Here is a 13,649-nt window from a genome sequence, read left to right on the forward strand (position 1 = left end):
TTAGTTCAAACATAAAACTATCAACTCAGTCAGGCAAACATTAACACATTTCCTCCTGTAAAGAATGTGTAATACCATATTCTATCACAATTAGCGTACTATTTCAATGCACTAATACGTTTTATAATATCACGTGCTATTTCTATTTTAGAAGCTTTACCCAACGCCTCTGGTTCATGATCTGGCATAAGAATGGTAACAGCATTATTATCTGAAGAAAATCCACTATCTGCTTGACCCACATCGTTGACCACTAACATATCAGCATGCTTTTTAGCTAATTTATCTTGGCCGTAGGTCACAATATTTTGTGTTTCAGCTGCAAAACCGACTACAATTTGTTGCTCAGTTTTGTCATACCCAACAGCCTTCAAAATATCTGGATTTTGCGTAAGTTCAAGAATCAAACCCGTATCTGACTGTTTTTTAATTTTGTGTTCAGCCAAATGCGCCGCTTTAAAATCAGAAACTGCTGCTGCACCAATAAAAATATCCATGTCAGGAAATAGACGGCGTGTTTCTTTATACATATCTTGGGTCGAATCAACTTGTATCTTTTTTACGCCAAAAATATCACCACGATCAACTGTTGTAATCAGGAAGACATGTGCACCATTTTCTACCGCCGCCTGCGCCAAAGCGTAGCCCATTTTACCACTGGATCGATTTGTTAAATATCTAACAGGGTCAAGTGCTTCACGTGTTCCTCCGGCGGTAATCAGGACTTTCTTTCCTACGAGCTGTCCTGATTTTGCGCGCAATCGAATAGTTGCTTGTTGTAAAATATCACTTGGTTCTGGTAATCTTCCCTTTGCTTCATAACCTTCGGCCAAAAAGCCAGTTACTGGTGAAATGACTAACCAGCCATCTGCTGATAAAATGTCCATATTACGCACTACTGCTGCATTGCGCAACATCACATCGTTCATTGCTGGTGCGATGATTTTATCAGCAGATGATGCCATAATGGTGGCAGTGACTGCATCATCTGCCAAACCTTGTGCAATTTTTCCAATTAAATTAGCTGTTGCTGGCACAACAAAAATAAGGTCTGCCCACTTAGCCCATTCAATATGAATAACCTCTGCCGACTGGTCAGCGGAAAATAAATCTGTTAACACCTCATGCCCTGATAAAATAGCTAAAGTCTTGCTAGTAATAAATTCTTGTGCTGATCTTGTCATACCAACACGCACTTGTGCGCCTGATTTGACTAGTAGTCTGATTAAAGTAGCAGTTTTATAGGCCGCTACACTACCCGAAACCATCACTAAAACATTTTTCCCTTTATACATTATGCCTCACAATTCATCACCTATTTAGTTGACACTGGTTGCTGCACCTGCACGCCTTTGTGACTTAATATAATCGATTGCAATGACGAGCGCGACGACAGTTGTTGTCATCGACTCCTCTATCACGGTGATATCATATGTACTTGTCATTTTCAACCATCGTTGGTCCACACGACCAATAACCTGTTCATCTTTTAGAATGGCAAAATTCATATCCAAAATATTCCCATCAACTGTTATCCCTAATCCATCAATGTGATATTTTGGCCTAAAAAAAGTAAGTTGCTTTTTTATCACAATTTCTTCTGGCAAATCATCAACCGTCAAATAGAATTGTGGCAAAATAGTCCACAATTTATGCGTTAAGCGCGCGACACCTTTTTTGTGTCCATCAAAAACATCAAAATATTTTGGTACTTTAAGCCAACTACCAACAACTGAATAAGCACTATTGCCATATTCATCTGTGACTTCAAACACACCTTTTAATGAAAATAGTTTCTGTTTCATTAAAAAATGTGTCATTATTTTAGACCCTTTTCAAGTAATTTGCCGGCAATGGGTAATTGACCCAACTGATCAATATGCTTACTATCAACAACAACTAAATTAGCTGAAGACTCAGACAGCGTCGTAAAAGCATTAATTGATTGGTTTTGAAAATACTTATCATCAGCGCCCGCCAGCCCTGCTTGCACCGTGTCAATTCGGTACCGTTCCGCATCAGCTCTTGTTTGCGTTGCATTGGCTTCAGCCTTAGCAGTTGCCATTAACGCGTCGTTTGTTGCTTTAGTTGTTAACTCAATCGAACGTGCTTGACCTTCTGCTTTTGCAATTGTAGCCACGCGTTCACGATCCGCTGTTAGTTGTTTGTCCATCGCTTCTTGAATAGACGTTGATGGTCTCAGTTCATCAATATTAATACGATCGACATTAATACCATATGTATTTGTCAAATCACCAATAGCATCAGCCAACTGGACATTTATTTTTGTCGTTGATCCCAATGCCTCATTTAACTCCATACGACCAATAATATCTCTTAAATGACCTCGCACTAATTGCGCCATCGATTCAACAGAATCCGTATTTTCATACATGTATTTCATCGCATCGGTTACATGATAGTTTAACGTCACACTCGCTTTAATATCAGCATTGTCAGCCGTGATGACCGAATAATCAGGTAATCGTAGTGGCCGCATAGCTAAACTGACATTACGTATTGTTTGGAAAAATGGTATATAGAAATGTAGTCCTGCCTCTTTTCGACGACTATATTTTCCCAATGTTTCAACTAATCCCGCATTATTTTGTGGCACGATTCTAAAAAATAGCATGTCATTCTCCCTCATTAACAGCCTGTTAAGCCAGATACATGGTTTACTTTAGTTCCCTTAACGTTAAAATATTGCCATTTGCTTCTATGACAACATATTGTGCTGCTATGTTAGCCACCGTCGCATTGTCAATTAAATAGCGATAATAAATACCAGAAATTTTGACCAATCGACTGGTTAAGTCAAAATTCTCACCTGATATGACTTGACCAACAAATTGCCGGTCCTCAAATGTTTTTGGTTGTAATCCCTCCTCTAGTAATTTTGTTAAATAATTATTCAGTGAACGTCCCTCCATATCGGCATGTTCGACCAGTGCCTCATGTAATTTAGGATCAATCCTTAAAGGAATTTTGCCAGACTTTTTATGTAATTCAGTCATTTCTTTCTTCATATCTTAATGATATCATGTTTTCATCAATTTGTCCGTCATATCCAAGATAACAAATTTCGTTGCAAATACTAAAAAGATGCCACTTGCCATAAATTAAACTTAACGGACTCGGAATCTCACTATTTTGTTAAATTGATATAACTGTTTAATTCTGATATTGTTTCACAACTGCATAATCGCCAATATAGGGCTCATCAACACCATTGATCTTTTGATATGGATCTTCACCCTTACCAGCAACAATCACAATATCCTTTTCCGTGGCCTGTGAAATCGCCTGATTAATTGCCTGAATACGATTCATCTCAAAATGGACTTCTAGTGTTTCGCTAGTAATATGGCTGGCAATTTCTTTAGCAATTACCATTGGTGATTCAAACTGTGGATCATCAGCTGTCAAATAGACCACGTCTGCCAATTCAGATACCACACGACCAAAGTCAGCACGACGAGAAACACCCTTATTACCTGGTGATCCAACAACAACTAATACACGTCCCTCAGGATACTGATTTTGCGCAAAACGTAACAACGCATGCATGGAGGCATAATTGTGCGCATAGTCAACAAAAGTAACACCATGTCCTGAAATTGGTAAGCTCAACATGCGGCCAGGTATAAATACCTCATCCAAGCCACGAATCATATTGTCATGACTCGCACCCGCAAGAGCTGACATAATTAATGCTGCCATCGCATTTGACTCGTTAAAATCACCCGGCAAATTCAAGCGATAGTGCCCAGCTAGTGCCTTTAAGTCACTCGGTAAGACTGTTAATCGACTTTCGTGAATGGCACTTTCTTGTGATGTATAGGTATAAGCACCACCTTTACCAGCTAAACTATAGGTATAAACTAGATCATGTGTTTGTTTTGCATGTGTCATAATCTCGCTCAAATGGTCACTTTCAGCATTAATTATCACTTGATCTGAATGATCAAATAGCATCAATTTATGTGCTAGATAATCTTCAAAGGTTGGATGCTCATTTGGCCCGATATGATCTGGTGAAATATTTAAAAATGCGCCTACATTGTATCTTAGTCCGTAAACACGCTGCTTTAAATAGGCCTGAGAACTGACTTCCATAACTAAATGTGTCATACCATTATCAACTGACCGGCGCATATCTTTAAATAGCTCATAAGATTCTGGCGTCGTCAAATCCGATTTTTTCTTATCTTCAGAATTATTTCCCGTAATCCTATCAACAGTTGAAAATAATGCAACATGCTTATCTGTTGTATTTTTCAAAATATTGTACGCCATATACGCTGCTGTTGTTTTACCTTTGGTTCCAGTAAACGCACCAATCCACAAATCATGTTGAGGATAACCAAAAAAGGCCATGGATAATATTGACAAAGCCTTTTGGACATCTGTAACTTGCCATTGTGGCAAGGAGACATCAAGACGTGTCTCGGTTACTAACCCAGAAACGCCATCTGTCTGCGTTAAATATTCTGGCCGAAACGCACCCTTGACAACAAAGAGTGTATTTGCTTTAACTTGGCGCGTATCATAGTGCAAAAAATCAAACGTTTGTGTTACTTCTGGTTTAGATACCAACAAATGTTCGTCATTTAATAGCTGTTGAATTGTTTCGCTTGATAGTTTCATACTATCAATTATACAAAAAAAATCATCAGTCTGTCAGTTGAATTTTTATTTTACCTTATAATTCATATGCCTCTTCATACAAATTGGTTACCAAATCAAGCCAGTATTGTGGATTTAGTGGTTCCCCTGTGGCATTTTCTAATATTTCGTTAGGATCAACGGTGCCACCATAGCGCCAAATATGTTCCTGTCGCCAATTAAAAATGGGTGAATAATCACCAGATTCAAAAATCGACTTAAAATCAAGTGTTTTCGTCATTGTAGCTTTGAATTGTGCAGCGTACAAATGTCCTAATGCATAACTCGGAAAATAGCCAAAAGAGCCCCCAGCCCAATGAATATCTTGTAAAATACCTGTTAAATCATCTGGTATGTCTAATCCTAGATATTCTTGATATTTTTCACGCCAAAGGGTTGGCAAGTCAGCAATATCAACTTGATCATTAAAAATCGCTTTTTCAATTTCATATCGAATTATAATGTGTAAAGGATAGGTTAGTGGATCGGCTTCTGTTCGCGTGAAAGTTGCCTCTGTTTTTAACCACGCCTTATAAAAAGTATCCGTATCAATATCATCTAGTGTTGGCGCAAAAGTTGCTTGCATTTTTGGATATTCCACATCCCAAAATTCTCTCGATCGGCCAATCATAACCTCATTAAATAGTGATTGTGATTCATGGATGCTCATACTAATTGGCAAGACTGACCGGACGTCATCATATTTCGGATCAACATTTTGCTCGAATGTCCCATGACCCGCTTCATGGAAAATACCTAAAATAGCCATTTGAAAGTTGTTTTCATCCCAACGTGTCGTGATACGTGCGTCGTCGCGATTCAATGCCTCCATAAACGGATGAATCGTATCATCTAAGCGACCTTTATCCAAATTATATCCTAGTCGTTGTACCGCTTCTAACGCATAACGTCGTTGCTTTGCTTTTGGAATTTTTCGAAACAAGAATGAATCATCCGATTTTACAACACTTTTAGCCAAACGCTGGCGTAATTCTGTCAATCCTACCTTGACTTGTTCGAAAATACTATCTAATTTTTCAACGGTCAGTCCTGGTTCATACTGGCTTAACAAAACATCATAAGGTGTTTTTTCGCCTTTCTGCCATAGTGGTATAAACTGTTTCAAATAATCAATAATGCGCCCAAGGTGAGGTTGAAATATATTATAATCATTTGCTTCACGAGCTTGCGCCCAGAAATCTTGTGCTTCAGATAATGTTTTTTGAAACGCAATATAATCTTGTTCAGGAATTTTGCCAGTCAAATCAAAATCTTTTTGCGCCTTATCTAAAATCAGTTGACCAAAACTATCAAGGGATGCCGAATCAGCCGATAATGATTCTAGTATATGCTGCCGGTCTTTCCCTGTTGAAATTTCAAACAGCTTTTTAGCTAGATAGGCATCAATTTCTGATCGAAAGTGGCCACTATCTTTTGGCATACCCGTTAAAGCATCCCACCCAGACAATTCAGCAAGTTGCGTCAGCTGTGTCTGTTCTTTAACCGAATCCATTAAATCCTGTTGTGACGTCATATACTACTCCTAAAACTAAATTTTAATTATAAATATTTTATCACTTACTCATCTGATTTAAAAGGTAATGCGAGATTTTATAGTCTGTAACCATTCTTTTTCATTGTGCACTGTCCTATACTATGGCATAATAATGATAATATAAGAGGTTTATGGATTATGAAAATGAAAGATATATTACAAGATGAGTCACTTCAAAATATTCAATTTGCTGCAGGTGTTGGTGGCTCGTATCGTGACGTAACACAGATTAGCATGATTGACATGCCAGATATGCTTGATGCCTTGTATGATGGTCAATTATTGGTTACGACAGGTTTTTATTTTCACGAAAATCAGGACCTTCTCAAGAATTTAGTGATCAATATGCATAAAATTCACGGTGCAGGTATTGTTATCAAACAAAGTGCTCACTTAAAAAATTTATCGAATGATGTCACCCAATTAGCAAATAAATTAAACATGCCCATTCTTTGGTCACCAGAACACAAGGAGCTATCTCTGACTGTTAAACAGTTTACTCAGGCAATGTGCACAATACAAAACTTCGAATTAAAACAAATCATCGCGATTAATCAGCAATTATCTGAATTAAATGCTAAAAATATCACCTATCAACATTTGCTCGATCAAAGTGCTAAAATTTTAAATACGCCGCTTGTGCTGCTTGATTCTCATTTCAGAGCACGATACGCCAGCAATCAATGGTTGACTCAGCGTGATACTTTAACGCATTTTTTGCGTCATGAGTCGCATATTGATTATCTCAACCTGACCAAACCGACACAGGTCCGTCTTTATCAAGAGACCATTGATATTTTACCTATTTTTTCTGCTTTAAACGAGAATAAAGCTTTTGCTGCCTTTATCGTTAATCAATCCGACTCGTCTGATTTTCAAATACTCAAAAGACAACAAGTCGTCAATACTTTGGGGTTAGCGAACTCACGTACCGATTTATTGAACGAAACTGCCTTTCGTAACCGCTCAGAATTTTTTCTAAATGTCATGCAAAATAGTTTAAGTCCTTCAGCTATTAGTCACTACCTACAAGATACCCATATCAATGATAATCAATACTATCATGTCGCCATCATAGAATTCGTCCAAAAAGATACCACAATTGAATCACGACAATTTGAAATTAGACAGCAACTGACACGTTGGTATATAACGGAATATCAGTCACCTGTACTGATATTTTCATATCAACAACAATTAGTTTTGCTAGTAGCTGAAGAAATTAATATAAGCGTATTTTTACAGGCACTTACTTCATTTTTAAATCAACAAAAAAGCCTTCACCACAAGTTTACCATTGGTTTCTCTAAACTTGCTGAAACAATTTATTCACTATCAGATTTATACGAACAAGCGAATCATGCCTTACAACTAACTTCCAGTGCACACCCGTTGATGGTTTTCAGGCCAAAAAACGCACAAGGCTTACTAAACTTACTGCCAAAAACAGAAACACATGCCTTTATCGAAAAGACATTAGGTGGTATCCTTAGTAACCCCGAACTACTCAATACATTAAAAACTTACATAATACTTCACCAAAATGTCACAGCCGTCTCATTAAATTTATTTGTGCATCGTAATACTGTGACTTATCGTTTAAAACGCATCAGTGTCTTACTAGACGTAAATTTAGAAATGCCTGACGTATTAGCCGATATTCAATTAGCACTTTTACTCCTCTAATTTTGTGCTATATGCACAAAATTCAGATGATATTTTGTTAATTAAACACGATTTTTATAATGATAATCGTGCTAGCATTGTAATCAATAACTTTTAATAAGTACTCAGTTTATTTGGAGGATGATTATGATAAATTACACAGATTTAGCAACAAATGCTGATGGTACAAAACGCGGGCTCAAGAAAAAGCACGTCCAAATGATTGCCATTGGCGGCACGATTGGCACTGGTTTATTCCTAGGCGCAGGTAATTCAATTGCTAAGACCGGGCCTTCAATTCTCCTGGTTTATGCGGTTTTAGGTGCCTTTTTCTTTCTCATGATGCGTGGTATCGGTGAAATGCTTTATGCAGATCCTTCGCAACACACATTTGTATCCTTTATCAGTAAGTATGTTGGTCGCGGCGCTGGATATTTTGCCGGATGGTCCTATTGGATTGGCTTAACTTTTGTTGCAATGGCTGAACTAACTGCTGTTTCTACTTACGTTAAATTTTGGTTCCCACATTGGCAAACTTGGATCATTCAAGTTTTATTTTTACTTACACTAACACTTGTCAACCTCGTTGCAGTTAAGGTTTTTGGTGAAACCGAATATTGGTTTGCAATGATTAAAATCATTGCCATTATTGCTATGATTGTCACGGGCCTCTTTCTTATTTTTACCGGCTTTCAAGCACCTGCAACAGGTGGTCATACAGTTGCGTCATTTAGTAATATTAGCCACCATTTTTCGATGTTTCCTAATGGTTCTGGCATGTTCTTTGCCGCCTTTCCGATGGTTTTTTTCGCTTTTCAAGGTATGGAATTCGTTGGCATTACAACAGCCGAAACACAAAATCCACGTGACGTTTTGCCTCGGGCTATTAATACTATCATTATACGTATCTTGATATTTTACTTAGGCGCCATGGTTATTATCATGTCAATTATTAATTGGCATGTAATCGCAAGAACGCCTGACCAAAGCCCCTTTGTCATGGTTTTTCAATTAGCTGGTCTTAAGGGTGCTGCCGCGATTATCAATTTTGTTGTTTTAACCTCTGCTGCCTCTGCTCTCAATTCTGCAATTTACTCGGCAGGACGCCATTTTTATCAGTTAGCGAAAGAATCAGATAATTCATTGATGACCTCTTTTGGCAAAATTTCAACACACGGTGTCCCAGCAAATGCAGTTCTTCTCACTGCTGCTTTAGTGCTATTATCTCCCATCATTAACGCTATTCCACAAATTACTTCTGCATTTACTTTTATCACGGCTATTTCTTCAAATATGTACATTATTGTTTATGCTATGACAATGTATGCGCACCGCAAATTTCGGCAATCAACCGACTACTTACCAAATGGTTTTACCATGCCAGGTTATCGCATTACAAGTCCACTAACATTAAGTTTCTTCGTTGCTATTTACTTGAGCTTATTTTTTCAATCAGACACACGTTTCTCTGCCATTGGCGCTTTGATATTTACATTAGTTTTTGGTCACTTTGCGCATCGCAAATTTTCAAATACAGCAGTAACATATACCAAAGAAAGGACAAGCATTTAATTTTTGTGAAAATTAACCCCTTGAAAGCCATAAATAAAGATTTAACTTAAAAATGATCAACGACCTTGTTTTTTAAAGGTCGTTGATCATTTTTAAGTTGTTAACATTAACAGTAATTATAACTCTGGTTCATAAAAGCGACCAACTGTATGCTCAATTTTCCAGGTTGATGAAAAAGCATGCGCATCGGCTGATTTAATGGCCTCGCGTAATTCATAACGTTCTTGTTGCGTAATAACCGTTAATAATACTGCACGATCTGCACCAGTATAACCACCTTGTGCGTCATTGATAATTGTAACCCCTCGACGCATTTTATCATAAATGGCTTGAACCATTTCATTGGGCTTTGTCGTAATGATCATAACTTGCATTTGCTGTTGTCGCGTGAAAAATGCATCAATCATACGAGAACTAACAACTACGCCAACAATGGAATACAATGCATACTTCCAACCATAAGTTAGTCCTGCACCAATCATGATTAAAGCATTAAATCCAAGATTTATCGGACCCATTTTATAACCAAATTTTCTTTTGATTAATATGCCGATAACATCAAGGCCACCCGTGCCAACACCATAACGCAAAGCCGTACCAACAGCCATACCATTTAGCGCACCACCAAAGAGAGCGTTAATTAATGGGTCTGGTGTCAATACCCGTGTCGTATCAAAAACCGGCATCAACACAGCACTTAACAAAACTGCTAAGGTGGTAAACGTTGCAAATCGCCAAGACAATTGCCACCATGCAACGACTAACATGGGTAAATTAACGAGTGCTAGCGCTAAGGCAACTGGTAATTTACCACCTGTAAGCGTTGAAACAAGTTGCGCGAACCCTGTAAAACCTGATGAATAAATGTGGCCTGGACGCCAAAAATAATTCATAGCTACAGCAACAATCACGGCATAAAATATAGCCCCACCAATTCGGCCAGTGTAACGATGTTTCATAAAATTGTGAAAAATTTTCTGCATGATTTTTTGTACACCTACGTACAATTCCTTTATAAATGTCAACCATATTATAACAGCAAAAATATGTCGTGAATACCACAAAACATAAAAAATAAATTTTAATCTGGCTTATTTTTCTTCTGGTACAAATAAGCCGAGATCATTCAATTGCTTCTGACCAACGCGTGTTGGCGCCTCTGTCATTGGCTCAGTCGCGCGTGAATTCTTAGGGAACGCAATGACCTCACGTATATTTTCTTGACCTGCCAATAACATTGCTAAACGATCTAAACCAAGCGCAATGCCACCCATTGGTGGAAAGCCGTAGTTCATCCCCTCAAGCAAGAAGCCAAAAGCCTCATGCGCTGCTTCAGGTGTAAATCCAAGTGCCTTCAACATTTTTTCTTGGATATCCATTCGGTGAATACGTATTGATCCAGATCCCAGTTCATAGCCGTTCAAAACTAAATCATAACTCTGAGCATGCGCTTGGTGAGGATCTTCTCCATCATCCAAATAATGGAGATCTTCTTCATTAGGCATGGTAAATGGATGGTGAGCAGCAATCCAACGATCAAAGTCTTCAGAATATTCAAACAACGGCCAATCAACAATCCAAGCAAATGCCCATGGGTTTTCTGAGTTAACTAAATCTAAATCTTCGGCTGTTTGACGACGCAAGTAATCTAATGTTGCTGCAACAACGTCTGCCCGACCTGCACCGAACAATAATAAGTCGCCCGATTGCGCGTCAGCTGCTGCGATTAACTTGTTTGCTGCCTCCTCAGGGAAAAATTTAGCAATTGGTCCAGTAAGTCCATCATCAGTTACTTTTAACCACGCTAAACCTTTTGCACCAAAACGTTCGATATATTGCGCTAACTTATCAATATTTTTACGTGAGTAGTGTTCAGCACCACCAGGAACAGCAATTGCTTTAACCACGCCACCCGCTTTGACTGCATTGGCAAACACACCAAACTCAGATGACGCCATAATAGTTGTCAAATCTTTTAATTCATAGGCAATACGTAAATCAGGCTTATCTGTTCCAAAACGTGCCATTGATTCTTGCCATGTTAGTGTCGGAATCTTTGAGGTATCTAATTCAAAATCAACGACATCGTGCATCATAGCTTTGACCCATTCATTGACTAGTTCACGAATTTCATCTGCAGACATAAACGACGTTTCAACATCCATTTGTGTAAACTCTGGTTGACGATCACCACGTAAATCTTCATCACGAAAAGCTCTGGCTATTTGGAAATAGCGGTCAAACCCAGCCCCCATCAAAAGTTGCTTAAATAGTTGTGGTGATTGAGGTAACGCGTAAAATGAACCTGGAAAAATACGTGAGGGTACTAAGTAGTCCCGTGCACCTTCTGGTGTTGACTTTGCTAAAATTGGCGTTTCAATATTAATGAAATCATGATTATCCATAAAATGAATGGCACTTGACATAATTTTTGAACGGATTCGCAAGTTTTTTTGCATTTCTGGCCGACGCAAATCCAAATAACGATACTGGAGTTTCAATTCTTCATTGGCATTAACCCCATCCTCAATATAAAAAGGTGGTGTCTTAGAAGTAGCTAATATTTTAGCTTCAGTCACATCAATTTCAACTGATCCCGAACGAATTTTCTCATTTAATTGGCTAGCGTCACGACTAACGACTAAACCAGTAATAGCCACGACATACTCATTTCGCATATCTTCTGCAACCGCCAATGCTGAAGCATTGGTCGCGTTAAAAGTGAGCTGAACAATGCCCTCACGATCGCGCAAATCAACGAAAATCAAATCACCAAAATCACGCCGCTTTTGAACCCATCCAGACAAGGTAACTGTTTGTCCAAGAAAACTGTCATCAATTAATCCTGCATATGTTGTTCGTTTCATACTTTATTCTCCTCTGAATCAATTAGCATTGGCAAATTGGTATATAACTCAGCTAATTTAACTGTTTTTTGTTGACCCGTGGTCATATTTTTAATGTTGGCAACTTGATCGGATAATTCTTGTTCACCAATGGTGACAACATACTTAGCCCGATGACGATCAGCTGTTTTAAATTGCGCTTTGGCTGAACGACCAAGGTAATCGCGCTCTGTAACATAACCAAATGAACGAATGGCTTGTGCAATTTGTGTTGCAACAACGTCAGTCTTCTCACCAATGTTAACAACATAAAAATCAAATCCGTGGTCATCGATAGGCGCCACCTGTTGCGTACTGAGTAAACTAATGAGTCGCTCAATTCCAATACCAAAACCTACTCCTGGCGTTTCTGGCCCACCAAACTCACTGACCAAGCCAGAATAACGTCCACCGCCAGCAATCGTTGCTGCCCCTTTCAAGTGATCATCAACTGTCATAATCTCGAAAATCGTATCATTATAATAATCTAATCCCCGGACCATTGTTGCATCAATCTCAAAATCAATGTCTAAGGCCTTGAGTATTGTTTGAACTTGTTGCCAGTGTTCAGTCGCTTCTGGAGATAGATAATCTAAAATCGATGGTGCATCTGCGACAAACACTTGGTCACGGGCATCTTTCGAGTCCAATACACGCAACGGATTTTGCTCTAAACGTGTTTGTGAATCAGTTGATAATTCATCAAAATGTGGTTTCAAATAATCAATCAGTGCCTGTCGATAGCTTGCACGTGACCTTTGATCGCCTAACGTATTAACAGCAACTTTCAAATTTTGTAATCCTAACGTTTTGAAAAAATCAATCGCCATCGCAATAATTTCAACATCTAGTGCTGGTGACTTAGAGCCAAAGGCCTCGACACCAATTTGATGAAATTGACGAAATCGCCCTGCTTGAGGCCGTTCATAGCGAAACATGGGACCGATGTAAAATGTTTTATAAGGCTTGTCAAATTCTGGTCCATATAATTTATTTTCAACATATGCACGAACCACTCCTGCTGTACCTTCAGGTCGCAAAGCAATGTGACGATCGCCCTTATCATGAAAATCATACATTTCTTTCGTCACAACATCTGATGTGTCTCCCGCTGATCGTGAAAAAATCTCAAAATTTTCAAATATTGGTGTCCGAACTTCTTTAAAATTATAATCACCAAAGAGTAGACGAGCTGTACTTTCGACATGTTGCCACTTTACCGTTTGGTCTGGTAATAGATCGGCCGTTCCTTTTGGTCTTTGAAATGTTGGTTTTGCCATTTTTATATTACTATTGCTGTGCAC

General features: G+C 38.5%; 11 protein-coding genes. 2 read left to right on the forward strand and 9 right to left on the reverse strand.

Translation table 11 applies throughout. The annotated features are described in order from the left end of the window. Positions 1-98: 98 nt before the first annotated feature. The 6 genes from coaBC to LKI_RS01715 form a co-directional block, all read right to left on the reverse strand. On the reverse strand, positions 99-1,295 hold the full coding sequence (gene coaBC, locus LKI_RS01690) for a bifunctional phosphopantothenoylcysteine decarboxylase/phosphopantothenate--cysteine ligase CoaBC (RefSeq protein WP_013102402.1): 1,197 nt from the start codon (positions 1,293-1,295) through the stop codon (positions 99-101). A gap of 24 nt (positions 1,296-1,319) precedes the next feature. Next, positions 1,320-1,805 (reverse strand): LURP-one-related/scramblase family protein, encoded by a 486-nt coding sequence (locus LKI_RS01695; protein WP_242651978.1) that lies wholly within the window; start codon positions 1,803-1,805, stop codon positions 1,320-1,322. A gap of 14 nt (positions 1,806-1,819) precedes the next feature. Continuing rightward, positions 1,820-2,635, reverse strand: a complete 816-nt coding sequence (locus LKI_RS01700) for an SPFH domain-containing protein (protein WP_013102404.1) — start codon at positions 2,633-2,635, stop codon at positions 1,820-1,822. A 43-nt stretch (positions 2,636-2,678) separates the two neighbouring features. After that, a complete protein-coding gene (locus LKI_RS01705) occupies positions 2,679-3,017 on the reverse strand; it encodes a toxin-antitoxin system HicB family antitoxin (RefSeq protein WP_013102405.1) in 339 nt (112 codons plus the stop codon). A gap of 157 nt (positions 3,018-3,174) precedes the next feature. After that, positions 3,175-4,650, reverse strand: a complete 1,476-nt coding sequence (gene murE / locus LKI_RS01710) for a UDP-N-acetylmuramyl-tripeptide synthetase (protein ID WP_013102406.1) — start codon at positions 4,648-4,650, stop codon at positions 3,175-3,177. Between the two features lie 55 nt (positions 4,651-4,705). Then, complete coding sequence (locus LKI_RS01715) at positions 4,706-6,202, reverse strand: carboxypeptidase M32 (protein WP_013102407.1); 1,497 nt, start codon at positions 6,200-6,202, stop codon at positions 4,706-4,708. 159 nt (positions 6,203-6,361) lie between these two features. On the opposite strand from LKI_RS01715, the gene LKI_RS01720 reads away from it, so the two are divergent. Both LKI_RS01720 and LKI_RS01725 read left to right on the forward strand, forming a co-directional pair. Next, on the forward strand, positions 6,362-7,909 hold the full coding sequence (locus LKI_RS01720) for a PucR family transcriptional regulator (protein WP_013102408.1): 1,548 nt from the start codon (positions 6,362-6,364) through the stop codon (positions 7,907-7,909). A gap of 126 nt (positions 7,910-8,035) precedes the next feature. Further along, positions 8,036-9,460, forward strand: a complete 1,425-nt coding sequence (locus tag LKI_RS01725; protein WP_013102409.1) for an amino acid permease — start codon at positions 8,036-8,038, stop codon at positions 9,458-9,460. 116 nt (positions 9,461-9,576) lie between these two features. Here LKI_RS01725 and LKI_RS01730 read toward each other — a convergent pair whose 3' ends face one another. From LKI_RS01730 to hisS, 3 genes are all read right to left on the reverse strand, one after another. Beyond that, complete coding sequence (locus LKI_RS01730) at positions 9,577-10,443, reverse strand: YitT family protein (RefSeq protein ID WP_013102410.1); 867 nt, start codon at positions 10,441-10,443, stop codon at positions 9,577-9,579. Between the two features lie 108 nt (positions 10,444-10,551). Further along, positions 10,552-12,327, reverse strand: a complete 1,776-nt coding sequence (gene aspS / locus LKI_RS01735) for an aspartate--tRNA ligase (protein WP_013102411.1) — start codon at positions 12,325-12,327, stop codon at positions 10,552-10,554. After that, positions 12,324-13,625 carry a histidine--tRNA ligase gene (gene hisS / locus LKI_RS01740; protein WP_013102412.1) on the reverse strand — a complete coding sequence of 434 codons (1,302 nt, stop codon included), beginning with the start codon at positions 13,623-13,625 and terminating at the stop codon, positions 12,324-12,326. The genes aspS and hisS overlap by 4 nt, the downstream gene beginning before the upstream one ends. Positions 13,626-13,649: the final 24 nt, after the last annotated feature.

It is taken from the genome of Leuconostoc kimchii IMSNU 11154 (assembly GCF_000092505.1).
Classification (GTDB): Bacteria; Bacillota; Bacilli; order Lactobacillales; family Lactobacillaceae; genus Leuconostoc; species Leuconostoc kimchii.

Coding starts and splice junctions, on each gene's coding strand:
- coaBC (WP_013102402.1), bottom strand. CDS start 1,295: ATGTATAAAGGGAAAAATGTTTTAGTGATGGTTTCGGGTAGTGTAGCG.
- LKI_RS01695 (WP_242651978.1), bottom strand. CDS start 1,805: ATGAAACAGAAACTATTTTCATTAAAAGGTGTGTTTGAAGTCACAGAT.
- LKI_RS01700 (WP_013102404.1), bottom strand. CDS start 2,635: ATGCTATTTTTTAGAATCGTGCCACAAAATAATGCGGGATTAGTTGAA.
- LKI_RS01705 (WP_013102405.1), bottom strand. CDS start 3,017: ATGACTGAATTACATAAAAAGTCTGGCAAAATTCCTTTAAGGATTGAT.
- murE (WP_013102406.1), bottom strand. CDS start 4,650: ATGAAACTATCAAGCGAAACAATTCAACAGCTATTAAATGACGAACAT.
- LKI_RS01715 (WP_013102407.1), bottom strand. CDS start 6,202: ATGACGTCACAACAGGATTTAATGGATTCGGTTAAAGAACAGACACAG.
- LKI_RS01720 (WP_013102408.1), top strand. CDS start 6,362: ATGAAAATGAAAGATATATTACAAGATGAGTCACTTCAAAATATTCAA.
- LKI_RS01725 (WP_013102409.1), top strand. CDS start 8,036: ATGATAAATTACACAGATTTAGCAACAAATGCTGATGGTACAAAACGC.
- LKI_RS01730 (WP_013102410.1), bottom strand. CDS start 10,443: ATGCAGAAAATTTTTCACAATTTTATGAAACATCGTTACACTGGCCGA.
- aspS (WP_013102411.1), bottom strand. CDS start 12,327: ATGAAACGAACAACATATGCAGGATTAATTGATGACAGTTTTCTTGGA.
- hisS (WP_013102412.1), bottom strand. CDS start 13,625: ATGGCAAAACCAACATTTCAAAGACCAAAAGGAACGGCCGATCTATTA.